At 51.5% G+C, this 26,199-nt stretch carries 27 protein-coding genes; 5 read left to right on the forward strand and 22 right to left on the reverse strand.

Annotation, left to right across the window (positions count from 1 at the left end; translation table 11 throughout):
- Position 1: 1 nt before the first annotated feature.
- The 8 genes from TREBR_RS08745 to tpiA all read right to left on the reverse strand — a co-directional run bounded on the left by TREBR_RS08745 (position 2) and on the right by tpiA (position 5,869).
- The gene (locus TREBR_RS08745; RefSeq protein WP_013758827.1) at positions 2 to 340 is read right to left on the reverse strand and encodes a V-type ATP synthase subunit F; all 339 of its coding nucleotides are present in this window, start codon (positions 338 to 340) and stop codon (positions 2 to 4) included.
- 23 nt (positions 341 to 363) lie between these two features.
- Positions 364 to 675, reverse strand: coding sequence for an ATP synthase subunit C (locus TREBR_RS08750; protein ID WP_041610769.1), 312 nt, complete (start codon positions 673 to 675; stop codon positions 364 to 366).
- A gap of 43 nt (positions 676 to 718) precedes the next feature.
- The gene (locus TREBR_RS08755; RefSeq protein ID WP_013758829.1) at positions 719 to 2,695 is read right to left on the reverse strand and encodes a V-type ATP synthase subunit I; all 1,977 of its coding nucleotides are present in this window, start codon (positions 2,693 to 2,695) and stop codon (positions 719 to 721) included.
- A 15-nt stretch (positions 2,696 to 2,710) separates the two neighbouring features.
- Positions 2,711 to 3,760, reverse strand: a complete 1,050-nt coding sequence (locus TREBR_RS08760; RefSeq protein WP_041610393.1) for a V0D/AC39 family V-type ATPase subunit — start codon at positions 3,758 to 3,760, stop codon at positions 2,711 to 2,713.
- A gap of 19 nt (positions 3,761 to 3,779) precedes the next feature.
- The gene (locus tag TREBR_RS08765; RefSeq protein WP_013758831.1) at positions 3,780 to 4,085 is read right to left on the reverse strand and encodes a hypothetical protein; all 306 of its coding nucleotides are present in this window, start codon (positions 4,083 to 4,085) and stop codon (positions 3,780 to 3,782) included.
- 42 nt (positions 4,086 to 4,127) lie between these two features.
- Positions 4,128 to 4,601: a PTS sugar transporter subunit IIA gene (locus TREBR_RS08770; RefSeq protein WP_013758832.1), complete on the reverse strand. Its 474-nt coding sequence runs from the start codon at positions 4,599 to 4,601 to the stop codon at positions 4,128 to 4,130.
- A gap of 20 nt (positions 4,602 to 4,621) precedes the next feature.
- Positions 4,622 to 4,978, reverse strand: a complete 357-nt coding sequence (secG, locus tag TREBR_RS08775; RefSeq protein WP_013758833.1) for a preprotein translocase subunit SecG — start codon at positions 4,976 to 4,978, stop codon at positions 4,622 to 4,624.
- A 141-nt stretch (positions 4,979 to 5,119) separates the two neighbouring features.
- Positions 5,120 to 5,869, reverse strand: coding sequence for a triose-phosphate isomerase (gene tpiA / locus TREBR_RS08780; RefSeq protein WP_013758834.1), 750 nt, complete (start codon positions 5,867 to 5,869; stop codon positions 5,120 to 5,122).
- A gap of 159 nt (positions 5,870 to 6,028) precedes the next feature.
- Here tpiA and TREBR_RS08785 point away from each other — a divergent pair, with 159 nt between their 5' ends.
- Together TREBR_RS08785 and TREBR_RS13735 are read left to right on the forward strand one after the other, a co-directional pair.
- Positions 6,029 to 7,156 carry an FIST signal transduction protein gene (locus TREBR_RS08785; RefSeq protein ID WP_052296175.1) on the forward strand — a complete coding sequence of 376 codons (1,128 nt, stop codon included), beginning with the start codon at positions 6,029 to 6,031 and terminating at the stop codon, positions 7,154 to 7,156.
- 15 nt (positions 7,157 to 7,171) lie between these two features.
- Complete coding sequence (locus TREBR_RS13735; RefSeq protein ID WP_013758836.1) at positions 7,172 to 9,763, forward strand: EAL domain-containing protein; 2,592 nt, start codon at positions 7,172 to 7,174, stop codon at positions 9,761 to 9,763.
- 64 nt (positions 9,764 to 9,827) lie between these two features.
- Here the strand turns inward: TREBR_RS13735 and TREBR_RS08800 are convergent, their stop codons facing one another.
- Complete coding sequence (locus TREBR_RS08800) at positions 9,828 to 10,577, reverse strand: pseudouridine synthase (protein WP_013758837.1); 750 nt, start codon at positions 10,575 to 10,577, stop codon at positions 9,828 to 9,830.
- 73 nt (positions 10,578 to 10,650) lie between these two features.
- Here TREBR_RS08800 and TREBR_RS08805 point away from each other — a divergent pair, with 73 nt between their 5' ends.
- Positions 10,651 to 11,454, forward strand: a complete 804-nt coding sequence (locus TREBR_RS08805) for an IclR family transcriptional regulator (protein ID WP_013758838.1) — start codon at positions 10,651 to 10,653, stop codon at positions 11,452 to 11,454.
- 44 nt (positions 11,455 to 11,498) lie between these two features.
- Here the strand turns inward: TREBR_RS08805 and TREBR_RS08810 are convergent, their stop codons facing one another.
- Together TREBR_RS08810 and TREBR_RS08815 are read right to left on the reverse strand one after the other, a co-directional pair.
- Positions 11,499 to 12,857 (reverse strand): citrate/2-methylcitrate synthase, encoded by a 1,359-nt coding sequence (locus TREBR_RS08810; protein ID WP_013758839.1) that lies wholly within the window; start codon positions 12,855 to 12,857, stop codon positions 11,499 to 11,501.
- A gap of 83 nt (positions 12,858 to 12,940) precedes the next feature.
- The gene (locus TREBR_RS08815) at positions 12,941 to 13,633 is read right to left on the reverse strand and encodes an RluA family pseudouridine synthase (protein WP_041610772.1); all 693 of its coding nucleotides are present in this window, start codon (positions 13,631 to 13,633) and stop codon (positions 12,941 to 12,943) included.
- Between the two features lie 60 nt (positions 13,634 to 13,693).
- Here TREBR_RS08815 and TREBR_RS08820 point away from each other — a divergent pair, with 60 nt between their 5' ends.
- Complete coding sequence (locus tag TREBR_RS08820) at positions 13,694 to 14,866, forward strand: hypothetical protein (RefSeq protein WP_013758841.1); 1,173 nt, start codon at positions 13,694 to 13,696, stop codon at positions 14,864 to 14,866.
- A gap of 100 nt (positions 14,867 to 14,966) precedes the next feature.
- Here TREBR_RS08820 and TREBR_RS08825 read toward each other — a convergent pair whose 3' ends face one another.
- Entirely contained in the window at positions 14,967 to 15,320 is a 354-nt protein-coding gene (locus TREBR_RS08825) for an RNA recognition motif domain-containing protein (RefSeq protein WP_013758842.1), read from the reverse strand.
- Positions 15,321 to 15,563: 243 nt separating this feature from the next.
- On the opposite strand from TREBR_RS08825, the gene TREBR_RS08830 reads away from it, so the two are divergent.
- Positions 15,564 to 16,523, forward strand: a complete 960-nt coding sequence (locus TREBR_RS08830; RefSeq protein WP_013758843.1) for an Hsp33 family molecular chaperone HslO — start codon at positions 15,564 to 15,566, stop codon at positions 16,521 to 16,523.
- Between the two features lie 70 nt (positions 16,524 to 16,593).
- Here the strand turns inward: TREBR_RS08830 and TREBR_RS08835 are convergent, their stop codons facing one another.
- From TREBR_RS08835 to recA, 10 genes are all read right to left on the reverse strand, one after another.
- Positions 16,594 to 17,244, reverse strand: coding sequence for a hypothetical protein (locus tag TREBR_RS08835; RefSeq protein WP_156786644.1), 651 nt, complete (start codon positions 17,242 to 17,244; stop codon positions 16,594 to 16,596).
- Between the two features lie 67 nt (positions 17,245 to 17,311).
- The gene (locus TREBR_RS13740) at positions 17,312 to 17,989 is read right to left on the reverse strand and encodes a tetratricopeptide repeat protein (protein ID WP_013758845.1); all 678 of its coding nucleotides are present in this window, start codon (positions 17,987 to 17,989) and stop codon (positions 17,312 to 17,314) included.
- A gap of 46 nt (positions 17,990 to 18,035) precedes the next feature.
- Positions 18,036 to 19,574: a sigma-54-dependent Fis family transcriptional regulator gene (locus tag TREBR_RS08845; protein WP_013758846.1), complete on the reverse strand. Its 1,539-nt coding sequence runs from the start codon at positions 19,572 to 19,574 to the stop codon at positions 18,036 to 18,038.
- A 21-nt stretch (positions 19,575 to 19,595) separates the two neighbouring features.
- Positions 19,596 to 21,314, reverse strand: coding sequence for a 30S ribosomal protein S1 (rpsA, locus tag TREBR_RS08850; protein ID WP_013758847.1), 1,719 nt, complete (start codon positions 21,312 to 21,314; stop codon positions 19,596 to 19,598).
- 9 nt (positions 21,315 to 21,323) lie between these two features.
- Complete coding sequence (gene cmk, locus TREBR_RS14750; protein WP_013758848.1) at positions 21,324 to 21,956, reverse strand: (d)CMP kinase; 633 nt, start codon at positions 21,954 to 21,956, stop codon at positions 21,324 to 21,326.
- A 9-nt stretch (positions 21,957 to 21,965) separates the two neighbouring features.
- A complete protein-coding gene (locus tag TREBR_RS08860; protein ID WP_013758849.1) occupies positions 21,966 to 22,739 on the reverse strand; it encodes a pseudouridine synthase in 774 nt (257 codons plus the stop codon).
- Complete coding sequence (gene scpB / locus TREBR_RS08865) at positions 22,702 to 23,247, reverse strand: SMC-Scp complex subunit ScpB (RefSeq protein ID WP_174261987.1); 546 nt, start codon at positions 23,245 to 23,247, stop codon at positions 22,702 to 22,704. The genes TREBR_RS08860 and scpB overlap by 38 nt, the downstream gene beginning before the upstream one ends.
- Positions 23,248 to 23,330: 83 nt before the next feature.
- Positions 23,331 to 24,080: a segregation and condensation protein A gene (locus tag TREBR_RS08870; RefSeq protein ID WP_156786732.1), complete on the reverse strand. Its 750-nt coding sequence runs from the start codon at positions 24,078 to 24,080 to the stop codon at positions 23,331 to 23,333.
- 96 nt (positions 24,081 to 24,176) lie between these two features.
- Positions 24,177 to 24,854 (reverse strand): 2-amino-4-hydroxy-6-hydroxymethyldihydropteridine diphosphokinase, encoded by a 678-nt coding sequence (gene folK, locus TREBR_RS08875; RefSeq protein WP_013758852.1) that lies wholly within the window; start codon positions 24,852 to 24,854, stop codon positions 24,177 to 24,179.
- Positions 24,841 to 26,025, reverse strand: a complete 1,185-nt coding sequence (recA, locus tag TREBR_RS08880; RefSeq protein WP_041610394.1) for a recombinase RecA — start codon at positions 26,023 to 26,025, stop codon at positions 24,841 to 24,843. Before recA ends, folK begins: the two co-directional genes overlap by 14 nt.
- Between the last annotated feature and the right edge of the window lie 174 nt (positions 26,026 to 26,199).

Below are 26,199 nucleotides of genomic sequence, written 5' to 3' on the forward strand. Positions count from 1 at the left end.
TTTAGACATGAATACCGATCGCTTCACGGATAGCGTCGGTGAGCGTTTTTTTACCTTCAAGATGACCCTGAATACCGGGTATTTCGACGATAAGCGGATACGATCCGCTCATCTGCCATTCCAGAATTTCATCTTCCAGCATGACCGACACTTCTTCCGTCAAAATGAGAACTTTCGGTCTTTCGGTAACGACGGACTCGCTCACGGTGTCTCCGCCGCGGCCGGTAACCCGGTTGAACGCTTCAAGCGCCTCCTCCCGGTTTACCGCGACGCTTCCGGCAACGCCGACGAGACCGAAAGCGAGAACGAGTTCCCGCTCCGCTATCACATAATATTTCACGGTATATCCGAACCTTGAAAGAATTACAGAATGATGATCAGCAGTGCGACCAGAAAGCCCCACAGACAGATACCTTCCGCAAGACCGACGAACGGAAGCGCTTTACCGGAAAGTTCGGCGTTTTCACTCATCGCGCCCATTGCCGCGGCGCCGATTTTACCGACCGCCATACCGCCCGCGATACACGCAAGCCCGACGGCAAGACCGGCGGCGATATATTTTACCGCAGACGTATCAGCCGTACCCGCAGCTGCCGCATCACCGGAAGAAGCGAAAACACCTGCGGCGGCAAAACACAGCATGGCCGCGGCAATAACCAAAAATTTTCTGTTCATTTTCATACGAAACCTCAACTTTTCCGACTTAACGGATAACAGTCTATTTATCTGCTTTATACCTGAAAGAGAACGGCTGGAATTCCCGTCCCGTTTCGGTAAAAAACTTCGAGAAAAACTCGTAATACTGCAAGCGGATGACCTGTATCGCAACGATCATTCCTTCAAGCACGATAACGATCACGTTGCCGAACAGCGAAACCGCAAATCCGCCGGCTCCGCCGATCAGATCGGTCATCGTAAATATGATAAACCCGAGAACGGCGTGAGCGAGCGCAAACGCGCCGACACGCAAAAAACTGACCGAATTGGAAAGATAACTGGAAATTACTTCAAGAATCTCCACCGCACCTTCGATAACGCTGATGCCGAATCCGTTTTCAAAAACGGGGCGTTCGCCTTCTATCAGCCGTTCAAGCGGCGTCGCCATAAACACGCCGAACAGCGTTACGCCGATCACCGTCCAATCTGCCCAAAACGGCGGAATCTTGAACGCCGCAATGCGAACTGCCATAAAAACGACGTACCAGAAAAACAACGCGCCGCTCAATCCCGTTTTGCCGAACAGCGCCTTACCGGGACGTTTGAGCGTAAACTGGTTGACGATATTGATGATAAGCCCTATCGAGTTGATAATGAAACCGACGGCGAGCGTGAACGCAAAAAACATGAACAATTTATCTATCGCGCCGGAACTCGGCATCAGATGCAGAATGTGATCGCGCGGCTCGCCGAACAAACCGGACAGAAACCGGCTGAGCGGCACCAGCACTTCGCCGTTGCCGAAAAACTCGCCGTTCAAAACGCCCATCACCGTACTGCTGCACCCGATCGCGACAAAAATGAGACCAAATTTATTCCAGGCGGGAAACCATTTGATAACGTTCGCCGTCAGCAAAATGCCGATCAGCACGAACACCAATCCCTGCCCCGCGTCACCGAACATGATACCGAACAGCAGCGTAAAAAAGAACGCGACCAGCGGCGTCGGGTCAATCGTGCCGTACAGCGGCGAACCGTAACTGAACACGAGCCGCTCGAAACTGCTCACGAATTTACCGTGTTTGAGTTTAACGGGAACCTGTTCGCGCCCGTCGCGGATGGAAGGTACTTCACCGGGCTGATACAGCCGGATGGCGATGCGGCCTTCGGTCAAATCGTCCAAGTCTTTCATCATCTGCCGGGAATCGGCCGCCGGTATCCACCCGGTGATCCGATACACCAGCTGCGTGGCTTCAAGTTTATCCTGCACTTGCTGCACCTGCATACCGATCGAAAAACATCCGAGCAGCCGGCGCAGCTGCGTACAGTGCGTTTCCGCGTAATTTTTGCGTTCGGCGACGATATCGGCGAGCAATTTTTTCGTTTCTCCGCTCTGCACTTTCAGACTCGCGAGCACGTCGTCGGGAATCCCCTTAAAATCCTTGGCAACTTCAAGCGGTACGAAACCGTATTTTTTGAGTTCCGTGTCGAGTGCGAACCGTCCTTTTTTGGAAGTAGCCGCCATGATACGGGTTTTGTCTTCTCCGAGCGGTACGACCACCGCGCGGCCGCCGACGTCGAATATCAGTTCGTCAACCACGGCCGGATCTATTTTACCGATACGCAGACTCAAAAACGACAAATGATCGAGTTCCGCGTACGGCACTTTCAAATTGGAAAACGCGAGCGCTTCCGAATAGGCGTCGCCCACCCGTTTTGCGTTTTCAGAAGCGGCCGCTTCACGCTGGCGCAGCGCGTCGATACCGGCAAGCAATTTTCCGGCGGCTTCAAAATCGTCGTTTGAAGGCAGTCCCGCGTCGGGAGCGTAGGATTCGTTATCGGGAAGTCCAAGATACGTACGGGCAAGCTGCAGTTTGTCGAACAGTTCTTTGGAAGGATTCGCCGAATTCGCACTGCCTTCGCCCATGTGCGATTGGAACTGAAAATTTCCCTTTTTTCCCAGAAATTCAATAACGCGGCTGATATCTTCTTTGAGAATCATCAATTCTATAAGCCGCATTTCCGTCGTACGTGCCATATATCCCCCAAACGATTAGGACTGCGCGTCCGCAACTCCGGCAAAATGCTTCACCTGATCTTGAGACACGTTCAGGCGAAGTCCTTCGGCCGCAGTACGGATACAGTCGAGTTCGTACTGTTTTATCTTAAACCAGGACACCAGCACGCACGCCGTAAACGGATGCTGATGAAACTGGCGCAACGCTTTTCTATTGAGCGCGGTCTTCGCGGATTGCTGTATCCAGCGGGGATCGGCTTCCCAGACGACGCCTTCTTCATGCAGATTCAAAAAACCGGCGTATTTCCAGTTTTCCCATTCCGCGTATGAATCGACCGCAAAATCGAGCATTTTCACCGCAGGACCGGAAAGCGGATCCTGCGCCAAGCTGCGCGCCGTTTCGGCTCCTCCGGCCGAAGCGAGCCGGTCGAGAATGCGTTCGTTCGACATACCGTAATACACTTTCAGGCGCAGCGCCCAGATAATGTTGTACATGACGATTTCGTCTTTTATCAGGGATTCCACCGGACGGCGTTCGGCTGCCGGAAGTTTCCGGATACTCGCCCACAGCCGCCGGATATACTGCAAGTCGAGCTTCGTGTCCAATTCCTGCTGCCGGCTGAATTCGGGAACCGAATCGTACCAGGAAACGGGAGAACCGGCGGTAATCGCCGCGATATCGGGCCATTTCGTATAATCGAACATGCTGAATTCGCCGATGTCGGCGAGCTGCGGCATAGTCTGAGCGTGAGAAGAAGATTTATTGACGCTTAAAAACGCCGCGATGTCTTTCAGATTGTCGTAGTCGTAAAACCGCACCAATTCGACCAACACGCTGTCGGGTTTTGAATAATTGCGGAGCAAAGACGTATAATCGCACAGAAAGCGGCTTTCGGCTTCCTGTTCTATTTTTTTTGCGAGGAGCACTTCGGGAACCATCGGGACTTCGGTTTTAAAAACCAGCGTCCATAATTCCGGCAAAGAACGGACTTCAAACAACTTTGCCGCGCGGGTGCCGATGAACGATTTTGCAAGCATACCGCTTGCCTTTGCATATATGAAAGCAGCTGCTCCGGAATGATCCATACGTTACTTCCCGTACCGGTTATTCGGTAAACAGCAGCGAATCGAGCAGCGCGCCGAACGAAACGGGATCCGTTTCCGTTGCGTCTACGGTGTTGCGATATTCGTGCATGATACCGGAATGATTTTTTTCGATTTCCGCAGCGGCGGCCGCGTATTCGGCTTCAAGCCGGCGGATAAGCTGTTCGTATTGCGTTTTATATTCGGCGTCGGCTTTGGCGCGCGCTTCGGTGAGACGCCGGTCGGCTTCGGTCTGCGTATCGAGCAGCAACTCCGCTGCCTGATGTTCTATATTGAGCAGATGTCCTATTACATCGGTTTCTGCCATAGCAACCTCCATACGCAGCAGTATTTTGCGGCAAACGCTTTGTTATACTGCTGCCGTTACCGCATCTTCAAAACGGACGAGCGTATCGTACACGTCCTGCGGTGTAGTTTTAGAAAGAATTATATCGACGAAAGACGGGTCTTCCAAAATCTGTGCAAGGCGTTTAATGACTTGCAAATGATATTCGCATTCATCCCGTCCCGAAAGCAACATGAAAATGATCCGGACGGGAGCTTTATCCAAAGAATCGTATTCGATTCCGCCGCGCGAAATACCGATGGCACCCTTTACTCCGGAAACACCGGAACAGATACCGTGCGGAACCGCTACGCCCCTGCCGATTCCCGTACTGAGCTTAGCTTCGCGTTCCTGAACGGCTGCGAGTGCTTCTGCACGGTTCAAGCCGGGCTGAACGGCAACGAGCGATTCGACAAGTTCTTCAAAGACCTCGTCCTTGTCAGTACTTTCCAAACTGATGTTTACGGATTTCGGATCAAAAACTTGTCCAAGAATCATCACACACCTCTATGCACTGCTTATTCGGCAGGAGAAATTTCAGCAGGCGCCGTACCGGAAGCAGCGGCTTCGTCCAGCCAGAAACCTTCCGAAGCGGAACCGGCCTGTTCCTGCTGTACGGCAGAATCAAGCGATTTTACGGACGGTGCTTTATTGATCAGCGCCAAACCGAAACTCGAAAGGAAAAATAACGTAACGAGGATGTACGTCGTTTTGGTCAACACGTTGCCGGAGCGGGAACCGAACGCAGCCGAATTTCCGCCGCCGAAAAGACCGCCCATACCGCCGCCTTCTTCGTTCTGAACGAGAACGATACAAACCAGCAGAATACAAATTATTACAAACGCAACCAAAAGGATAATACCGATAGCACCCATTGCAGATTACTCCATTTAAAACAAGATAACGAATCAGAATACTACTCTAAATAATACTTTTATGCAAGTGCGTTGAAGTACAAGAGTATAGTAGATTCCGCAAAAAAAACGGTCCGTTCCGCGGAATCTACGGTGCAAAAACTAGTACGTTTTGCAGATGGGTTCAAACGTTTCGACTTTCAGCGCGGCACCGCCGATCAGTCCGCCGTCGACGTCGGGCTGCGCGAGCAGCGCGGCTGCGTTGGAAGCGTTCATCGAACCGCCGTACTGAATGATGGTCGCTTCGGCAACCGATTTACCGAACATGTCGGCAAGCACGCCGCGCGTAAACTTATGGATAGCCTGCGCGTCGTCGGGAGTAGCGGTTTTACCGGTACCGATAGCCCAAACGGGTTCGTACGCGACCGTGATTTTTTTCATCTGTTCCGCGCTGACGCCCGCGAGCCCTTTGCGGGTCTGTGCTTCACAAACGGCTTCCGCTTTACCGGCTTCACGTTCTTCCAACAGTTCGCCGATACACAGCACGACGTCGAGGCCCTGTTCAAGCGCCAGTTTAACTTTCTTATTGATCATCGCGTCATCTTCTTTATAAATATGGCGGCGTTCCGAATGGCCGAGAATAACGACCTGAACGCCCAAATCTTTGAGCATAAGAGCGGAAACTTCACCGGTATGCGCACCGGACAATTCCGTCGACATATTCTGAGCACCGAGCAGAATATTTGAACCCTTCACAACCTGCGCAACCGCATCGAGATTAGTGAACGACGGAGCGATCATGTATTTATTTTTTCCGTCTTTTAAAGCTGAAACAAGACCAGTTGCAAGCTCTACCGCTTCGCCCTTGATTTTGTTCATTTTCCAGTTACCAGCAATATAATATTGTCTCATAGCAGAACTCCTATTAATACAGTATAGCTGATTTTCAGTATTGATTGCAAGCTTCTTCAAATCTGCCGTTTTTCTTGACAACGGCTAACTACTCATATATTATTATATATATTCTGATTTCAGCCGGCGCTTTCCGCGGAATTACGCGCTGCGGCGCCTATGGATAAGGATTTTATGGATTATACGATCGGGATAAGCTCAAAAAAGGATCCTGAACAGGCTGTTGCAGAGGCAGTATCGGGATTCAAAAGCCCAAAACTTATCATCTTTTTTTCGCCGGTTTCATCTTTTAAGACGGCAGCGGCAGCGTTGTCTGCCCGTTTTCCGTCTGCGGAAATAGTCGGAACCACTTCCCATTATACCTACGGCAACGATTGCGTGCATACGGATTCGCTGTGCGCGTATGCGTTCAACGACGGCATAGTCTGCAAAGGCGGCGTATTGGAAGAGATCAAAAGATTTCCGCTCAAATACGCCCAGCGCGTGGAAGACTGCATTTTAGCGCTCCCGTCCATACGGAATTGTATCTGCCTGGAATTTACCAGCGCTTTTTCTTTAAGCGAAGAATTGGCACTCGCCGCGTACGATTCGATATGCAGCAGATACGGAATACAGGTTGCCGGCGGAACGGCGGGAATGAGCTGGGAAGAAGCCGCCGCTGCCGGGGTATCCTACGTATCGTACAACGGCGCCGTCTACACGGACGCAAGCGTGTTCGTCTGCATCCATAACGAAGGCGGCAAAATAGCCGTGTTCAAAGAAAATATTTTTTTGCCGGCGAACCGCCGGTTTACGGCAACGTCCGTAGACGTAAAAAACAGAATCGTCAGGGAATTCGATCACAGACCCGCTGCAGACGTACTGGCGGAGGAACTTAATTGTACGATCCAGCAACTGCCGGACAGGCTGACCGCGCGCCAGATCGGACGGGTGGTCAACCACGACGTTTTCATCACTGCGTTCGATCGGGTCTATCAGGATAAATCAGTTTCATGGAGCGCGCGCATTTACAATCACACCACGATGCAGCTGCTGCAGTCCGGAAATTATGAAGTGATCACCGACGATACGATCCGTGCCATTAAGGAGGCAATTCCCGCGCCGTCGTTCGTTTTCCTGATACATTGTCTGGCGCGAACGATTTTTTACGAACAGGAACGGTATTTGGAGCGATTTAACTCGAAATTCAGCACCGCGTTTTCCCCGATCGCCGGATATTCATCTCTCGGCGAACAACTCGGGAAAATTCATCTGAATCAGACGCTGCTGGCGCTCGTTTTCGAGTAAGGTTGCTCAGCCGGTATGGATCATATAAAAACGAACGTCATTTTTACCAACGACCGCTGTATCGGCTGCAACCGCTGCATATCGGGCTGCCCGATTCCCGGTGCGAATATCGCACATTACGAAGACGGCGTAAACCGTATCGTCGTGGACGACGGCAAATGCATCCATTGCGGCAACTGTCTCGCGACTTGTACGCACGGCGCGCGCGAATACATCGACGATACGGATTTTTTCTTTTCCGACCTCAAAGAAGGCAAAAACATATCGGTCGCCGTCGCGCCTGCGTTTTATATCGATTATCCGGAACTCGCACCGCAAATACTCGGGTATCTGAAATCTATCGGCGTGCGCAGTATATGCAACGTGAGCGCGGGTGCGGATATCGCGACCTGGACGTACGTTCGGTATCTGACCGAACATCCCCGCACCGGCGGCATAACGCAGCCGTGCGCCGCACTCGTAAACTATATGGAAAAGCAGCGTCCCGATTTGCTGCCCCGGCTGCTGCCCGTGCACTCCCCGCTGATGTGCCTTGCGATTTACGTACGCACCTACCTCGGCAATACAGACAGTATCGCGTTCATCAGCCCGTGCATCGCCAAAAAAGACGAAATAGATTCGCCTGAAACCGGCGGGCTCGTCCAATACAACGTAACGTTTGCCCATCTGCTCGCAAAACTGGCGCAGACGGATCTCAGCGGATACCATGCGGAACCGGACGTAAAAGATTCCGGAGGCGGAACGATATACCCGCTTCCCGGCGGCCTCAAGGAAAATTTGGAACAGTTTCTTACCGACGGTTATCTCATACTGCCGCAGTCGAATCTGAAACAGCTTTTGCCCGGGGCCGAATCGCCGGCCGAACTGCTTGAAGACTCGCAGAATCCGGTTATTCTCGAAATCATGCAATGCGCTCACGGCTGCCTGTTGGGAACCGGTGTTGAAAAAGACGGCTGCACGCTCGCCGCGATACTGCGGCAAACGGAAAAACTGCGGCACCGATACGCGCAGTCAGATTCGGCGAACGGTGCGTTCGACCGGAACCTTTCGCGCGCGCAGCGCCTTGAAAACCTGAACGCACGGTACCGTAACTTGGACGTCCGGCTTTTTATGCGCACGTATGCGGAGCGCTACGAACAGCCGTTTGAAATTCCGGAAGACACGATCGAAGAAATTTTTACGCAGATGCATAAAAACACACCGGAATCCCGAAACCGCAACTGTCAGTCCTGCGGCTACGATACCTGCCGGCAAATGGCGGAAGCGGTTGCCTGCGGCTACAACACGATCAGGAACTGCGTGCAATACGAAAAAGACGAAAATCTCCGGCTCTACACGACCGATCCCATAACGGGTCTGCCGAACAAATACCTGATGCACAAAGAAACCGACACGCTCATCCGCGAAAACAGGCTGAGCGCGTATTCATTCGCATACTTCAACATAAAAGACTTCGTACTCATCAACAACAGGATCGGCTTCGACGGCGGCAACAAAGTGCTCGCTGAATTTGCACGAAAAGCGGGGCTGCTGCTTGAACCGGAAGAAAGGCTCTTTCATACCGGTGCGGATAATTTTATCGCCATCCTGAAAAAAGAACGGGTCAATTTCGTCATATTTTCGCTGAATCACATACAGCTTGAAACCGCATGTGCGGAAGAAGAACGGCAAATTGCGCTGCATATCCGCTGCGGTATTTACAAACCGGACGGAACGGAACAGCGAACGGAAACGATCGTAAACCGGCTCATTTCGGCGTTCATGCTCACCAAAACGAATAAAAATCAGGATGTCGCGCAATACGACGAAACGGTCAGTACGGACGTCGTGCATACGATGCTGATGTCGCAGCAGATACCGCAGGCGCTCGCCGACAACGAATTTTTCGTCGTATATCAGCCGAAAGTAAAATTGGAAAGCCGGACGTTGACCGGCGCGGAAGCGCTGATCAGGTGGAACCGCGGCGGACGGATCATTTCTCCCACCCAATTTATCCCGATCAGCGAAAAAACGGGTATCGTGCGGCGGCTGGACTTTTTCGTCCTGAACCACGTGTGCAGTAAATTGGATCAGTGGCTCAAAGCCGGCGTGCAGCCGGTAAAAATATCGGTTAATTTTTCAAAACTGCATTTTTCACAGCCGGACATCGCGCAACGCATCTGCAACGTTATCGATACGTGGCAAATACCGCACGATTTGATCGAAATTGAATTTACGGAAACGCTGTATACGGACGCGCAGCAGAATCTCAAAGAAACCATGCAGCTTTTGAAACGGGCCGGCATATCGTCGTCGATAGACGATTTCGGGAGCGGCTATTCTTCGCTCAGTCTGCTGCAGAATCTGAACTTTGACGTACTGAAACTCGATAAATCGCTGATAGACACCATATTGCCGAACACGCAGGCCAAAACGGTAGTGACCAACGTCATCCGCATGGCGAAAGATTTGCACATGGACGTAGTCGCCGAAGGCGTCGAAACTCGGGAAACGGTTTCCCTTCTGACTGAATTGAATTGCGACATCATTCAGGGATTCTTTTTCGATAAGCCGCTGCCCGAACCGGAATTTGAAAAACGGCTCAAACAGAAGCACTATCCGCACTAGCCGTACAAACCGCGCTAGCCGCATAAATCACGCTAGCCGTACAAACCGCGCCGCCCGTGCCGGCTCAAATCAAACCCGCGTTTTCCAATTCCCGAAGCGACAATTCCCGGTACGCGCCGTTTTCAAGCGCCGGATCGAGCAGCAGCGCGCCGATTGCAATGCGCTTCAAATACACCACTTCGTTGCCGGCCGCGGCTATCATACGCTTCACCTGATGGAACCGGCCTTCCGTAATTACCAAAGAACATTCGGTGCCGCTGAACCAATGCAGATCGGCGGGTTTGCAGTCGTATTCGCCGTCGTCTCCGTCCGGCGCGATGTGAATACCGTCCGAAAACCGGCGCGTAATGAGCGGCTGCGCTTCGTCGGGAACGCAGTTTTTGAGCCGGATCGTATACGTTTTGGTTACGTGCGTTTTCGGAGAAGTCAGCCGGTGCGTCAGCGTTCCGTCCGTCGTCAAAAGCAGCAGTCCTTCCGTATCGATATCGAGACGGCCGACCATATGCAGGCTGCCGCCCAAAAATTCCTGCCGGTACGAATCGTCCAGCAAATCGAACACGGTCCGGTGCAGGCCGTCTCTGGCCGAACACACGACGCCGGCGCACTTATTCATCATAATATAGATATGGCGGCGCATCGGCACTGAAGAACCGTCAACCGTCAATTCGTCGGCGTCGGGATCGACGTGAACGTCGGGACTGACGCAGACGGTTCCGTTGACCGCCACGGAACCCGCATGCAGCAGTTTTCTGACGTCCTTTCGGGATCCGAATCCGTGATGCGACAATATTTTATCCAAACGCTCGGTTTTCATGCATACCTCTTTTCAAAACATCTTTTTTCTTATACACTTATGGAACATCATTCCATTTCAAGGTATATATCGTATGTCAGACCACAAAAACCAGTCCGGCCAGGAACCGTCCGTATCGGCGGCGGAACGGACGATGCTCATACTGGAAACCATAGCCGGTTCCAACAGATGTAATCTGGAAGAACTTTCCGCTAAATGCGCGCTGCCCAAGGCAACAGTGTACCGTTTTTTGCAGACCCTTGCAATGCTCGGCTACGTCCGCCGCGATGAATACGACCGGTATTCGCTCACGCTGAAAATGTTCAGCGTCGGTTCGCAGGGACTTGAACAGACAGATCTCGTCAGCGCGGCAAAGAGCGCCGCCCGGCAATTATCCGAGTTTACCGGCGAAACGGTTCACGTTGCAAAACAGGAAGGAAACAGCGCCGTATATATTCTGAAAATGGAATCGAAGCACACTATCCGAATGTATTCGCGGGTCGGCAAACATATTCCCCTTCACTGCACGGCGATGGGAAAACTGTTTCTCGCCTACATGCCGCAGGAAGAACGCGATATGCGTCTGGAGCAAATCACCGATGAAACTACCGGACAATTCACCCGCTACACGCCTCGGACGCTTTGCACGCAAAACGAATTGCGCGCGGAACTCGAACACATCAGGATACGGGGAATTGCGCGGGACAAAGAGGAACACGAAGAAGGCATTACCTGCATTGCGGCGCCCGTTTTCGAGCACGGCGGACAGATCACCGCAGCCGTTTCGGTTTCCTTTCCGCTGTTCAGATTCGATGAAAACCGGTTGGCAGAATATACCGGTGCGGTAAAAAAAGCGGCGGAAGAAATTTCCCGGAACTGCGGATATACCAAGCGGTAAAACCGATATATCCGCACGGGCGGACTCTACACGTCGGCCTGAAACTACACGCGATCTTCCATCGGAACGAACGCGCGCTCCTGCGCGACGTTTTTATACGCGGGGCGGTAGATCCGTCCGCCGGCGATCACTTCTTCAATACGATGGGCCGCCCAGCCGGCTATCCGCGATATGGCGAAAATCGGCGTGTACAGTTCGCGCGGAATGTTCAGCATCGAATACACGAATCCGGAGAAAAAGTCCACGTTCGTACAAATCTTTTTATCGCCTTTTTTTTCTTCGGCAAGCACTTCCGGCGCAAGCTGCTCGATAGCGCAGTACAAACGGTATTCGTTCAGACAGTTCTTTTCCGCAGCCAATTCGGCGGCTTTATCACGCAGCAGAATCGCGCGGGGATCGGAAACGGTGTAGACGGCGTGTCCCTGCCCGTATATCAGACCGGTACGGTCGAACGCTTCCTTGCGGACGATTTTCCGCAGATATTCACGGACTTCTTCCGTATCGGCCCAGTCTTTTACGTTCGCTTTGATGTCGTCCATCATTTCCATTACTTTCATATTCGCGCCGCCGTGCCGGCCGCCTTTCAGGGAACCGACCGCCGCCGCAACCGCCGAATACGTGTCGGTATCGGTGGAAGACACCACGTGAATGGAAAAAGTCGAATTGTTTCCGCCACCGTGCTCCGCATGCAGAATCAGCGCCAAATCGAGCACGTCGGCTTCAAGGCGCGAATACTTCTTGTCTGGCCGTATCAGGCGCAAAAAGTTTTCGGCAGTGGAAAGCTCCGGCACCGGGTTATGAATGTACATGCTTTTACCGTCGTAATAACGGCTTTTCGCCTGATACGCGTACGCGGCGAACGTTGAAAAGCGCGCGATCAGTTCGATACACTGCCGCAGGATGTTCGCGATCGACCGGTCTTCCGCCGACGGATCGTACGAATAACTGGCCAGCACGCTGCGCGCGAGTTTGTTCATGATATCGGGAGACGGCGCTTTCATGATCATGTCTTCGGTAAAGTTGTCGGGAAGCGCCCGCTTTGATCCCAAAAACGTCCGGAATTCCGTCAGTTTTTCACGGGTAGGCAGCTCGCCGAACAGCAACAGATAGACCGTCTGTTCAAAACCGAAATCATCGTGGGCAACGGTGTCCCGTATCAGATCTTCGACGTTATATCCGCGGTAAATCAGCTTTCCGGGAACGGCAACCTTTTCTCCGTCCACAACGTCGTAGCCGACGACGTCGCCGATTTGGGTAAGGCCGACAAGTACGCCGCGGCCGTCGGAATACCGAAGTCCGCGTTTTACGTCAAACTGCTGGTACAGTTCCGGATCAATCGGATCGTTAAGTTCCGCCAGCAACGACAATTTCTGTACGGTCAAATGTTCAAAGCAGTCGGACAAGACGGCCTCCCCTCGTGTCGATGTATAATTATACACCAATAGTGTTTAAGATTTCATAATTATACAATAAATGCAAAACAACATCAAGTGGCAGCGGAATCGAACAGCAAACCGCACGCATTTCGCAAATGCTCAGGCAAATCTATTTCAAAAACGTTTTTATTTCCGGCAAGCGGGATCGTCAGTTTTACCGCGGCAAGCTGCAATTTTCTGATTCCCCTGCCGGAACGGAACAGCTTGTTCAGCCGAAAATCGCCGTATTTGTCGTCGGCAACGATCGGACAGCCGGCCTGGGCAAGATGGATGCGGATCTGATGCATCCGGCCCGTACCGAGTGTCAATCGCAGCAAGGAAACCGGAACCGTCTGCACTCCGTCAAGACCGGGTGCGTCGGGGAACACGGTTTCGGCCGTTCGGCACACGACGTAATCTGTCACGGCGCTTTTCCGTTCGCCCTTGGTTTCTATGGGCGCCGTAAACGTCCCTTTTTTGCCCGGCGGAATGCCGGCACACAACGCCGCGTATTCCTTACGAACCTCGCCCGACGCGATCAGATTCGTCCAAACGGCCGCGGCCGCAGCCGTCTTTGCCAGAACGAGCAGACCGGCAGTATCCTTATCCAGGCGGTGAACGGGATACACTTTATACCCGACCTGTTCGGACAGCAGCCGATCGAGCGAAAAACGGATGCCGGCGCCGCCTTGAACGGCGAGTCCGCACTTTTTATTTACAATGATAATTTCCCCGTTTTCAAATACGACCGGTAGCATATTCATGCGCAAAAGTATAAACTGGAACATCGGAAAAGGCAAGCGATTCCGGTTGCAGGAGCACGCATGAAAAAGCATTTTTTACGGTATATAATCGCGTTCATACTGGCCGCCGCGGCGCCGTGCGGCGCGTACGCGGAATTGTTGTACTCGCCCACGTACGGATATTCGATCGATTTGCCCGAAGCGTTCGCACTTTCGGACGCGACGCAGGACGGAACCGGCTATCTGTTCGATCATACGATCGTACAGGTGCAGGTGACGCTCCGCATCTACCCCGCCGCAGCGTACGATAACGCGAACCAGACGCTTTCCGCCGTTTTCAAGAAATTGTCCGCTCAAGGAGAAATAACGCCGGTTTCGTGGCGGAACGCGGACTGCGTGCTGGCAAAGTTCACGATGCGGCTCTCACCGCAAAAAACCTCCGCAGGCTGGGCCGTATGCGCGGCGCTCCCCGAATCGAAAGGGTATCTTACGCTGCTCGCATATGCCGAAGACGAGGCCGCCTACGAACAGTTCATTTTATCCGTCGTAGATTCAATTTATATAGACCGCGGAAGTTATTACGAATGCGGCCCGGTTACCGCGTTCGCCTTTCCGGGCAGTTCGCCACAGGAAATCACCATGACCGTTGAAGGCACGCCGATACGCGCGGTCATCGACGCCGAAGACGCGGAAGCAAATAAATTCGTCATCGACCGGGAATACGGAGTACTGAGCTTATACGCCGATTCCGAATACCGTTTTGAAGCGCGGGACCGCTATTACCGGCAAATTTACCGCGACGCGTATAAACGGCTTAAAAAACCCGCGTTCGCGCTGTACGCGGCGCTCAGCGAAAACGCCGCCCGGCAGAACCAAGCCCAGCCGGAAGCCGCGCTCGCACAGACGCTGCTAAGCTGGGTCCAGACGTTTCCGTACGACCGGGATTTTGCCGGAAGCGATTTTTCGCCGCTGCCGGCCGTGCTTGCAGGCAGCACAAGTTCGGATTGCGACAGCAGAGCCCTGCTGCTTGCCGTTCTGCTGCGGCACATGAATTACGATACCGTCATGTTCGTTTCCGACGCGTACCGGCACGCGGTGCTCGGAATCGCACTGGATCTGCCGGGAGCAAAAATAACGGTGGGCGAAAGGCCGTATCTGCTGGCGGAAACGACGGCGCCGGTCTCGCTCGGACTTATCGCGCAGGATATGGCTCAAACGGAGCAGTGGCGCCCCGTTACGTTCGACCGATATTAGCAGCGGAACGTCCGGCCGGCGGACGGTGCAACGGCATGCCTAAAAAAAAACCGTAAGATCCTGCAAGGGAGCTTACGGTTTTCTTTATATATGAGACAACTTAGTAGCGATAATCGTTGTAACCGCCGCCGTGGTTGCTGTTACGATCGCCGTAACCGCCGCCGTTGCTGCGTCCGCCGAAATCTCCGCGGGGACGTGACGTACGGGGTTTGTCTTCTGCAATGTTTACACGAACGCGGCGTCCGTCTACTTCTTTACCGTTCATGTCAGCGATCGCCGCATCAGCCGCTGCGTCGTCAGCCATTTCGATAAATCCGAAACCTTTTGACTGTTCTGTAAATTTGTCTTTGATTACGACGGCAGAAACGATTTCGCCATACTGTGAAAAAGCACTGCTCAGAGTGTCTTCCGTTGTCCTGTAGTTCAGATTTCCTACATAAATTTTCTTGGACATTTTAATTCCTTTCGCCGCTTACCGCGGCAGCATAATATACCTCCCGACCGCCGTAAAAGACGGGCGGGTTTAACTCCGTTTTCATACTGAATCTGAACAGGAAACACACAAACCGGCAGGAAATCGCAAGAACAATATTCGACAGGATGGGTTCATTCAGGAACCATGTAAGATAACGTAATTAAATTCAGAATACAATGAAAACAGATTGATGTCAAGCAAAAAAAGCAGTATATTTTACATATGATACAAAATTCTATTGCGGACGCGGATCTCATCCGGCATCTGGACACGCTGGAACACGACGGTATGTCCGTATTCGTCATGGCGGACGGTAAATTCCGCGGGGCGTTTTTTAACGGCACCCGATTCATCAACCAAATGCGGGCAAATCATAAACTGGGTATACTGGAAACCATGATTCTGGGCCAAGCCTACCTTTGCACGGCGCTGATGATTCCGACGATGAAAGGCAGGGGCCGGCTGACGTTCCGCTACGATACGAACGGTCCTGCGGCCGGATTCAGCGTTGAGGCAGACAGCCGGGGCGCGGTTCGCGGTTACTTGCTTCAAAATACGATTCCGGTAGACAAACCGCTTGAAAGCTGGGATCTTTCACCGTTTTTCGGTCCGGGAACACTGAGCGTTACCAGATACAATGAAAACGACCGTGCGCCGCAGACGGGCAGCGTTGAAATCAAATACCGCAACATAGCGAAAGATCTGACGTGGTATTTCGCCCAATCCGAACAAATACGCACAGCGTTCAACACCGGCATCCAATTCGACAAACAGGGACGCGTCGTGGGAGCCGGCGGCATGTTTCTGCAGGCGATGCCGCCGCAAGGCGGATTTATGCAAAAAGAGGCGGAATCGGATGCACAAGCTTACGACGATCTGCTCGGCGCCGTTGAACACGCGTTTCAGGCCGCCCCTTCTTACGGCCAGTGGTTTGCGGAAAAAGGCACCAGAGACGACATTATTTACGGTTTATTCCGCGATTTCAGCCCGACGACCGTACTTGAACGCGATATCGTTTTCGACTGCACTTGTTCGCAGGAAAAATACCGGAACGCAATTCTTTCACTCGGGGCGGAAGAGCTTGCCGATATACAGGCGAATGATCCGGATCCGCTTGAAGTTATCTGTCATAACTGCGGAAGCATATACCGGATTCCCAAAAGTTCACTCGTCAAAGCGTGACACTGCCGTCAAAGCAGTAATACTGCCGGCGATTGCTCAGCCGCCGTGCGGTACAGTCTCCGCAAACCTACTAATTCTTGCTTATCATAATATATCCGAGCGGAAGCACCTGGCTGTATACGGGCGACAGTTCCGTATTCATACCGGTAGAAACGGCGTACGCCGCCACGTACCACGTATCCGCGCTTGTCGGACTCGCGGAATACGATACGTCGGAATCTCCCTGTGCCGGAACCGGAGCTGCATCGTTTTCAGGATAAAAGGAAAAGCCTTTCATCAGCGGCGTTCGCAGCGGAATACCGTAATCGGTGCCCCCTATCGTAACGGTGGCCGAATAGTCGTTTTCCGAAAACAAACGGATCCGGACGGACGTACTGCCGAACGATTTTAAGATCAGTACTTCATCCCCGATTTGCCCGGAAGCGAGCGGCGAATATTTCAAAGACCGCAGCCGGTTCATCGCCGCATCCGAGTACTGAAGGTTCACGCTGCTGACGGACGCCATGTCGCTTTTTACGAGCGATTCGTTGTTGTAGATTTTGTAATAGACCGCCGTTCCCAAAAAAACGTCGGCGTTGCCGGTATTCTGAACCGTATAAAAAGAAAAAATTCTGTTTTCCGGATCGACAGGTTTTTCGACATACGAACCGATGATCGGCGGTTCAAGATAATAATACGTATCAAGACCGCACGACCACAAGAAAAAACAAACCGGAAGCATTATTACAAAACAAAAAACATAATATACAGTCCGGTTTGTTTGAACAAACATTATAAAATCCGTCGTATTATTGGATTTTGCCTTCCGCACGCAGTTCTATCAGGCGGCTTTCGGCCAGAGACGTCCACAAATCGGAAGGATACGTATCATGCAGTTTTTCGTACTGCACCGCCGCGCCGGCAAAATCGTTCAAGGATTCTTTAATCCGGCCGATGCTGAAAAGCGTATGCGTCGTAAAATAAAAATCGTTTCCGGTCAGCGCCTTTTCGTAATACGAAACCGCATCGGAAAGATTTCCCAATTCTTCTTCACAAACCGCGGCGTTATAATACGCAAGCGGAGCGGTATACGATTTTTCACCGGCGCGGGCTGCGGCAAGCCAAGCTTCGGAAGCAGCTTCCCATTCGGAATCGTTGTAATACAATTCGGCAATAACCATATACGCACGCACGCCGGCAACGTTGCGTTTGTTTTTTTCGGCAAGCGACTGCAGCGCAGCCAGAGAATCCGCACGAACGGAATCTCCGCTGTCGGCGGAAGCTTGAGTTAATTTATACACGATGGCGTCGACTTCCGTCAAAGCCTTTTTATGAAAGGACTGCGTTACTGAAACGGAAATTCCGGCAGCAATCGCAATGACGATCAGCCCCACAATAATGCCAAGCAGCAGAACCCGGTATTTCGTAACGACGGCGCTGAACGTATCGGCAAAACTCTTTTTCTCTTCCTTATTTTTTTCAGCCATACATAACTCCTCTTAAAAAGCGGTTCCGCAATATACGCCGGTTTTCTTACCGAATATGCAATTCGTTCAATAACCGCGACACGTACGTCCGCTGGATTCCCAAAATTCTACCGGCTTCCGTCTGATTCCACGATGTCTCAGTCAAAATCCGGGTAACATACGCTTTCTTAAAACGGTTGACCGCCGCTTTCAGCGTCCGGTCGCCGTCTTCGCATTCCGGCATCATATCAGGCGTTACGGACGGATTCCCGCAGCCCGAAGGCGAAACGTTCAGACGCAAATCCGAAACCTGCACGAACGGCGGGTTACCCAGCACGCACGCACGTTCTATCGTATTTTCCAATTCACGGATATTTCCGGGCCAATAGTACGCGTACAGCGCCTTGAGTGCTTCACCGGAAAATCCCACAAAATTTTTCTTCGTTTCTCCGCCGAATTTTCTGCAAAAAAACAGAGCGAGCGGTTCTATGTCTTCTTTTCTGTCCCGCAGCGCGGGTACGTACAACGGCAGTACGTTCAGCCGGTAATACAAGTCGCTTCTGAACGTACCGTTTTTTACCATTGCTTCAAGATCCCGATTCGTCGCGGCCACAATCCGTACGTCGACGGAAATGGTTGCGCTCGAACCGACTTTTTCAAACGTTTTGGACTGAATAACACGCAGGAGCTTCGCCTGTAAATCAAGCGGAAGCTCCCCGATTTCATCCAAAAACAGCGTACCGCCGTCGGCCATCTCAAATCGGCCGACGCGGTCGGATACGGCGTCCGTAAAAGCGCCTTTTACGTGACCGAACAATTCGCTTTCCAGCAGAGACGGAGAAAGAGCCGCACAATTCACACGCACAAACGGGTTCATGGATCTTGCGCTTTTCAAATGCAGCTGTTCGGCAAACAATTCTTTACCGACTCCGCTTTCTCCTAAAATCAATACCGACGAATTCGTTTTAGCCACTTCATCGATCACTTTCAGCAAATCAAGCATGACCGGACTTTTCGCTATAAACGTATGATAATCCGATCCGGACGTTATCGTATTCTGTAAAACGTGAATTTCGTCCTGAGCGGTTCTGAACCAATCGGCATTCTGGTAGGCGACGCTCGCCTGAATGCTCAGCAGTTCAAGAATTTCAAGATCGCTCTGCGTGAACTTCTGTCCGTTCGTTCGGTTCAGCAACTCGATAACGCCGATGCACGTATTACGCACACGCATCGGAATCGCTATCATCGTTTTATTCGCGTAACCGGTTTTTTCCTGCACTGCGGAATAAAACCGCGAATCGTTCTGAACGTCGTTTACGACGAGACTTTGGTTATTCCGAAACACCCAGCCGGCGATACTTGCGTTCATATCGACCGGAATATTCTGTATTTCGGCACCGACCGGTCCCAACGCAACGACAAACCGAAGCGTGGAACCGCTCTTGTCCGCAAGCAGCAGCGACGATGATTCACACTCGACGAGACGCATTGCCGATTCCAAAATATACACCAGCAACGCATTCACGTCCGAATAGCTCGAATTTATCAGCGTATTAATTTCGATGAGCGTTTTCAGTCTATCTATTTCTAACGCGCTAGACGGCATGTATCACTCACCGAAATCATTTCAGCTGTTCTTGTTCTTCAGCAAATCACCGAGCGTGAACGCTCCGTCATCGTCGTCGTTGGAAGACGACATATACTGAGAAATTTCTTCACGCTGCTGCTTTTTCTTGAATTCCTTCACGGAAAACGCAACCTTCTGTTTCTCAGGATTAACATCGACAACGTATACGTTCACTTTATCGCCGACCGCATATTTTTTAACGGCTTCTTCATACGGTTCGTCGCGGTTGTCGCTCAGATTGGCTTTATTGACCAACCCTTCGATTCCGCCGGGAGCACGCACGAAAAGACCGAAATCGGTAATGGAAACGATTTCACCTTCAAGCGTTGAACCGGGTTTATACGCCAGACAGAACTGCTGCCACGGATCGTCCGAAAGCTGCTTTACGCCCAGCCGGATGCGGTGAGATTCGGGGTCGCTTTCGATAACGACCGTTTCAATCTCCTGTCCGACGGACAGTTCGCTTCCCGGATGCTTGACTTTTTTAGTCCACGACAGATCGTCCGCATGAAGGAAACCGTCGATACCTTCTTCCAATTCGATAAAAGCGCCGACGTTGGTAACTTTTACCACTTTCCGAGTCAAACGCGTACCGACCGGATATTTCTCCGCAACGGCGTCCCACGGATTGTTGGTAACCTGCTTCAAACCGAGCGAAACGCGACCGGCCTGAATATCGTATCCGAGCACCATGCATTCGACTTCGTCGCCGATTTTGACCATATCGGAAGCTTTATTGATCTTCTTGACCCAAGAAAACTCGCTGATATGCGCAAGACCTTCGATTCCCTCTTCCAATTCGATAAACGCGCCGAAATCGGTAAGTTTGGTTACGCGGCCTTTTACGACGTCGTTGACGTGATATTTGTCTTCAAAGTGCAGCCAAGGATCTTCACTGAAATGTTTTAACGACAAATTAATGCGTTTTTCAGCAGGATCCAGACGAATGACTTTGAGTTCGATTTCCTGACCTTTTTTGACGAAATCTTTCGGACGGGTAACGTGTCCCCAGCTCATATCGTTGATATGAAGCAATCCGTCGAATCCGCCCAAATCGATGAACGCACCGAAACTGGTAAAACTCTTTACGGCACCCTTAACGGTGTCGCCGATAGATATCGTTTCAAAGAATTTTTCACGATTCGTTTCCATCGATTCTTCCAAATACTTGCGGCGGTTGACGACGACGTTCGCTTTGTTGTCCGAATAGAGACGTTCGATATAAAATTGACTCTTAACGCCCAGAAGTTTTTCCGATTTTTCAACTTTCTGACTGTCGGATTGGCTGATGGGGAGGAACGCATGTATTCCGCTGCCCAAATTGACGTCAAAACCACCCTTCACAACCTTTTCGATTGTTCCTTCGATAGGAGTTTTATCGGTAAAAGCCTGGCGAAGATTTTTCCACAACTGTTTTACGTCTGCTTTTTGCTTAGAGACGATTACTTCTCCGTGCTTGTTCTCTTTGGTTACGAGAACAACAGAAACGACATCGCCTACGCTCGGCAGTTCAACAAATTCCGAAACCGGAATTTTACCTTCTGATTTATAACCGACATCGATAAAAACCTGTTCAGGAGTTACCTGAATAACAGTTCCGTCTACAAGCTGACCTTCTTCAAGTGATTCAAGACTTTTAAGATACTCTTCCTGTAATTGTGTCTGAATGTTTCCCTTAGTATTGAGAGATTCATCCTTTTCCACTTCCATCTGATCCATATTAAACCCTTATATGTGAATTTTACTAATTATTATCTCACAAACCTGTTCAATGGTCAAGTCCGAAGTATCAATATACACGGCGTCGGCGGCGATTTTTAACGAACCTTCCGCCTTGTTTTTATCAATTTCATCCCTTTTTTTTATGCTTTCCCTGATTTCTTCCAATGAAAGGCTGCTTACCCCTTGTTTAAATCGACGTTCCGCCTGTACGTCGATAGACGCATCCAGATAAAACTTATAGTCGGCGTCCGGAAACACGACGGTAGTCATGTCGCGACCTTCGCACACGACGCTCAGCGACCGCGTTATCTGCCGGATCTTATCGTTTACGATATGCCTGAGCGCGACGATCGCCGATATCTGCGCGGCGTGCGCGTCGACCGCGTCGCTGTGCAGCAGATCTTCCACGTCCTCGCCGTTTATCACCAGCCGGGAGCGGACGTAATCGATGTCGAGCGAACGGGCGAGCGCCAAAATCCGTTCATTATCGGATAAATCCGTTCCGGCGCGCAGCAGCGACAGCGTAATGCCGCGATAAAAACTGCCGGAATTCAAAAACGTAATACCGAGTTTATCGGCGATAAGGCGCGCGATCGTACTTTTACCGGATCCGGCGGGACCGTCTATGGCAACTACCATTCTATACTCCTATCCTCTGCATAATGCCAAAATATCAGCGACTTCCGCCGCCGTCAGATCCCTGAACTCACCGGGCCCGAGACCCTGTATGTTCAGGTTGCCGATTCTGATACGGACGAGCTGCTTTACGCCTATGTTAAACGCTTCAAACACACGGCGTATTTCACGGTTTTTTCCTTCTATCAAGACGATCCGCATTCTGCGGGAATTCAGCCGCTCAGCCGACTTGCATCGGTAAAAAACGTTGTCAACGCGGATACCTTTTACGAATTTCTCCGCAAGAGCCGGCGGTACCGGCAAACTGGTGTCGACGACGTATTCTTTTTCCATTTCAGAAGACGGATGTGATACCCGCGCGGCGAATTCGCCGTCGTTCGTAAACAGAACCAATCCGGCAGAAAACATATCCAGCCGTCCCACGTTGTACAGACGCTCCGAATAATGCGGTTCCAGCAGACTCGCGGCGGTTTGTCTTCCTTTTTCATCGGAAAGAGAACACACGAAACCGGCCGGTTTATTCAGCAGGACGTACCGCTTCGTTTCTTCGAGTGTAACGCGTTTTCCGTCGACGCAAACGGTATCGTCGGGCAGCACCTTCGTACCGGGAACCGTCACGACCGTTCCGTTGACCGAAACGCGGCCGTCGGCTATGTACGTTTCGCACGAACGGCGGCTGGCAACGCCGCAATGCGCCAAATATACCTGCAATCGCAGCGATTCAGGCTGCGATTGATCCGCAGAAGAATTAACGGGCAAGTTCAAACCTCTCGCTTTCAGTTTCATCGAGCCGCGGCAAATCGGCGATGCTGTTCAATCTGAAGAATTTCAGAAACTCTTTCGTCGTTCCGAATTGTACGGGTTTTCCCGGAATATCTTTTTTGCCGACTTCCTTTATCAGGTTCCGTTCTGTCAAAATACGTATCATGTTGTCGGCCGAAACGCCGCGGATCGCTTCGATTTCGGCACGCGTAATAGGTTGGGAATACGCGATGATGGAAAGCGTTTCCATCGCCGCACGGGACAGCCGACTTTCGTTCTTTTTGCCGTACCGTTCTTTCAAAAATCCCCACATTTCTTTTTTAGGCGACAACACCCAGCCGCCGGAAATACGCGAAAGTTCTATCCCCGAATCCTCGGCCGCATAGCGCGCTTTCAGCCGTTCCAAAACCTCGTCCACGACGTCTTTCGACATTTCGGAAATACGGGCGAGCGAATTTTCATCCTGAGGTTCCGACTCGAGAAACAATATCGCCTCTATCAATGCCGTTTCTTTTTCCAATTGAATCTCCATGTGATCGTTACTACCTCCCGCACCGCACGCAGTCTCGGCAGAAGGCGGAATTTGCGCAATCACCGCCTGAGCGCCGCCGCAGACTACGCCGCTTTGTACGGACAAATTTTTATATCTCCGAACATTCTGTTCTGATAAATACACGCCATTTTAAATTTCACCGCTTCAAGTACGGCCATAAAAGCGCATACGACGTCCATGATATTTCCCTTACGGACGATCAGATCCGTAAAAAAACATTCGCCTTTATTTTCAAATATTTCATTCATCAGCGTAATCTTTTCATTTACGGAAATTTCTTCATACATATCGAGAATCTTTTCCGACGAATACGCTGAAACCATATTTTTAAAGATTTTCTGCATATCCTGAAGCAGATCCCAGGTGTCGACACGTTCCCACAAACTGTCTTCTTCAAACGGCAGCACCCGCTGGATTTTTTTGCGTTCAAAACTCCATTCGGACTCGTCTTCCTTTTCTTCCATAAGCGCGGACAGTTTTTTGAACTTCTGGTATTCAATCAGCTTGTCAACGAGTTCCTGCCGCGGATCTTCCATTTCATCTTCTCCGAACGTTACTTCAACCGGCAGCAGCATACGCGATTTGATATACAGCAAATCAGCCGCCATAGAATAAAAGTCCGTCAGATTATCAAGATCGGGAGTTACCGCATAATCCAGATACTCCAGGAACTGCTCCGTTATCTGGGCAACGGGAATATCGTAAATATTCACTTCGTTTTTCTTTATCAGAAAAAGAAGCAAATCGAGCGGACCTTCAAAATCGCCCAATACGAAATTCCTGACTTCACGCGCCTGTTCGTCTATCGTCATTCCGTTTGCTGCCGTTACGTTCATATCTGCCTCCAAATCTGCGGAATTGATTTCCGGCCGGCGGCAGAACGAAGTGATAACGCGTATCGCTCGGAACTATATGCCGCCGCTCAGCCGGACTCCCTGATCGGGAAGTTTCCGCAGACACGCCGCGTAAAACTCCGTATCTATACTTTCGGCAGATTCCGCCAAAATCTCAAGCATCGGAATTAAAACAAACGCGCGTTCGGTAAGGCGCGGATGCGGCAGCTGCAAGTCGGGTTCGTTGAGGCGAACGCTGCCGAACAGTTCGATATCCACGTCGAGCGGCCGCGGGCCGTTTCTGAATTCAGCGGTGCGGTTGCGGCCGAAACGGGCTTCCACTTGATGAATGAAATCGAGCAGTTCGTACGGCGTGCCGTCGAAAAACCCCGCGACCGCCATATTGTAAAAATCGTCCTGTGCCGTATAATACATGGCCCGCGTCCGGTATACGGACGACCGCCGCAAAGACGATATTCGCCCGGAAAGCTGCGCACACGCGTCGCGAAGAATTTCGGCTGAAGATAACAGCCCGAAGCTCCGGTTTGAGCCGAGACCGAGCACGACGAACGTCGGTGCCGCGCGATTCGGCGAAAAACCGCTCGGCGAATCGGCGGCGACGACGCCGGAGAAACCGTCGCCGCCGGGACGATCACCGTTAAAGCCGGCGCGACAGCCGTCATCGGAAACGCCGCCGCCGGAGCTGCCGCTGCCGGAAGCGTTTCCGATCCGCGTGAAATCAAAACAGTTCATCGGGAATTACCGGCGAGGAATCGGACTTAGCCGCTTCCGCTTTTTTCAAAGCGGTTTCGCTCGGCGTTACGTCGGTTCCGGCAGATATTCCCGCAGGTTTCGCCGCGCTTTTTTTACCGCTTTCCTTGTCCTTATTTTTCAGCATCTGGCCGGGGAACATTTTTTCCCGCAGTTTCTGCTCAATGTCGCGCGTAAAATCGGTATTCTGTTCCAAAAACGCAATCGCATTTTCACGGCCCTGACCGACTTTTTCCGTTTCGGTCGTAAACCACGCGCCTTTTTTATCGATAAAGCCGTATTTTACCGCCGCGTCGAGCAAGCTGGCCGTAGCCGAAACACCCTTTCCGAAATAAATGTCAAGTTCGACTTTACGGAACGGCGGCGCAACCTTGTTCTTTACGATTTTCACGCGGACGCGGTTACCGACCGCGTCTTCGGCACCTTTGGCGTCAATCGACTCGATACGGCGGATCTCCAGCCGTATCGACGAATAAAATTTGAGCGCGTTGCCGCCGGTGGTCGTCTCGGGATTTCCGAACATAACGCCGATCTTCATACGGATCTGGTTGATGAACACCAGAATGCATTTCGATTTACCGATCGTCGCGGTCAGTTTACGGAGCGCCTGGCTCATCAGCCGGGCCTGTAGTCCCATATGGGAATCGCCCATATCGCCTTCGATTTCGGCCTGCGGCGTGAGCGCGGCAACGGAGTCCACGACGATAATATCGACGGCGCCTGAACGCACGAGACTTTCCGCAATTTCCAAAGCCTGTTCACCGGTATCGGGCTGAGACACCCACAGTTCGTCAATGTTTACGCCCAGATTTTTGGCATAGATAGGATCGAGCGCGTGTTCGGCATCGATAAAGGCCGCGATACCGCCGAGTTTCTGCGCTTCGGCAATCGCATGGAGCGCGAGCGTCGTTTTACCGGAAGATTCGGGACCGTACATTTCGATTATACGGCCGCGCGGATATCCGCCGATGCCCAGCGCCTCGTCCAGCAAAATGGAACCGGACGGAATTACGTCGAGCCCCGAAACGTCGGCGCTCGTTCCCAGTTTCATCAATGAACCGGTGCCGAATTGTTTTTCAATTTGAAGTCTCGCAGCTTCCAGTGCTTTGAGCTTTTCCGACATGTCCGCCGGCGGATTCGTATCAGTCGTCATTTTAGCCACCCTTTTCCTCCCACATACTTATTATAGGTGCAGACAAAACGTTTTTTACATTTTTATCCGATAAAATAAAAAATTATTTAAACGCGCGTTACCGAACAGCCGCACGCCTCAAAACCGGTACGCACTACCGGGAAAACGAGCGTCTTCAAACGGCCGCGCGTTACC

This window comes from Treponema brennaborense DSM 12168 (assembly GCF_000212415.1).
Classification (GTDB): domain Bacteria; phylum Spirochaetota; class Spirochaetia; order Treponematales; family Treponemataceae; genus Treponema_F; species Treponema_F brennaborense.

Bases quoted from the DNA above. Each gene is read 5' to 3' on its own strand.
- TREBR_RS08750 (WP_041610769.1), bottom strand. From the start codon at position 675: ATGAACAGAAAATTTTTGGTTATTGCCGCGGCCATGCTGTGTTTTGCC.
- TREBR_RS08755 (WP_013758829.1), bottom strand. From the start codon at position 2,695: ATGGCACGTACGACGGAAATGCGGCTTATAGAATTGATGATTCTCAAA.
- TREBR_RS08760 (WP_041610393.1), bottom strand. From the start codon at position 3,760: ATGGATCATTCCGGAGCAGCTGCTTTCATATATGCAAAGGCAAGCGGT.
- TREBR_RS08765 (WP_013758831.1), bottom strand. From the start codon at position 4,085: ATGGCAGAAACCGATGTAATAGGACATCTGCTCAATATAGAACATCAG.
- TREBR_RS08770 (WP_013758832.1), bottom strand. From the start codon at position 4,601: ATGATTCTTGGACAAGTTTTTGATCCGAAATCCGTAAACATCAGTTTG.
- secG (WP_013758833.1), bottom strand. From the start codon at position 4,978: ATGGGTGCTATCGGTATTATCCTTTTGGTTGCGTTTGTAATAATTTGT.
- tpiA (WP_013758834.1), bottom strand. From the start codon at position 5,869: ATGAGACAATATTATATTGCTGGTAACTGGAAAATGAACAAAATCAAG.
- TREBR_RS08785 (WP_052296175.1), top strand. From the start codon at position 6,029: ATGGATAAGGATTTTATGGATTATACGATCGGGATAAGCTCAAAAAAG.
- TREBR_RS13735 (WP_013758836.1), top strand. From the start codon at position 7,172: ATGGATCATATAAAAACGAACGTCATTTTTACCAACGACCGCTGTATC.
- TREBR_RS08800 (WP_013758837.1), bottom strand. From the start codon at position 10,577: ATGAAAACCGAGCGTTTGGATAAAATATTGTCGCATCACGGATTCGGA.
- TREBR_RS08805 (WP_013758838.1), top strand. From the start codon at position 10,651: ATGTCAGACCACAAAAACCAGTCCGGCCAGGAACCGTCCGTATCGGCG.
- TREBR_RS08815 (WP_041610772.1), bottom strand. From the start codon at position 13,633: ATGAATATGCTACCGGTCGTATTTGAAAACGGGGAAATTATCATTGTA.
- TREBR_RS08820 (WP_013758841.1), top strand. From the start codon at position 13,694: ATGAAAAAGCATTTTTTACGGTATATAATCGCGTTCATACTGGCCGCC.
- TREBR_RS08825 (WP_013758842.1), bottom strand. From the start codon at position 15,320: ATGTCCAAGAAAATTTATGTAGGAAATCTGAACTACAGGACAACGGAA.
- TREBR_RS08830 (WP_013758843.1), top strand. From the start codon at position 15,564: ATGATACAAAATTCTATTGCGGACGCGGATCTCATCCGGCATCTGGAC.
- TREBR_RS08835 (WP_156786644.1), bottom strand. From the start codon at position 17,244: ATGCTTCCGGTTTGTTTTTTCTTGTGGTCGTGCGGTCTTGATACGTAT.
- TREBR_RS13740 (WP_013758845.1), bottom strand. From the start codon at position 17,989: ATGGCTGAAAAAAATAAGGAAGAGAAAAAGAGTTTTGCCGATACGTTC.
- TREBR_RS08845 (WP_013758846.1), bottom strand. From the start codon at position 19,574: ATGCCGTCTAGCGCGTTAGAAATAGATAGACTGAAAACGCTCATCGAA.
- rpsA (WP_013758847.1), bottom strand. From the start codon at position 21,314: ATGGATCAGATGGAAGTGGAAAAGGATGAATCTCTCAATACTAAGGGA.
- cmk (WP_013758848.1), bottom strand. From the start codon at position 21,956: ATGGTAGTTGCCATAGACGGTCCCGCCGGATCCGGTAAAAGTACGATC.
- TREBR_RS08860 (WP_013758849.1), bottom strand. From the start codon at position 22,739: ATGAAACTGAAAGCGAGAGGTTTGAACTTGCCCGTTAATTCTTCTGCG.
- scpB (WP_174261987.1), bottom strand. From the start codon at position 23,247: ATGGAGATTCAATTGGAAAAAGAAACGGCATTGATAGAGGCGATATTG.
- TREBR_RS08870 (WP_156786732.1), bottom strand. From the start codon at position 24,080: ATGACGATAGACGAACAGGCGCGTGAAGTCAGGAATTTCGTATTGGGC.
- folK (WP_013758852.1), bottom strand. From the start codon at position 24,854: ATGAACTGTTTTGATTTCACGCGGATCGGAAACGCTTCCGGCAGCGGC.
- recA (WP_041610394.1), bottom strand. From the start codon at position 26,025: ATGACGACTGATACGAATCCGCCGGCGGACATGTCGGAAAAGCTCAAA.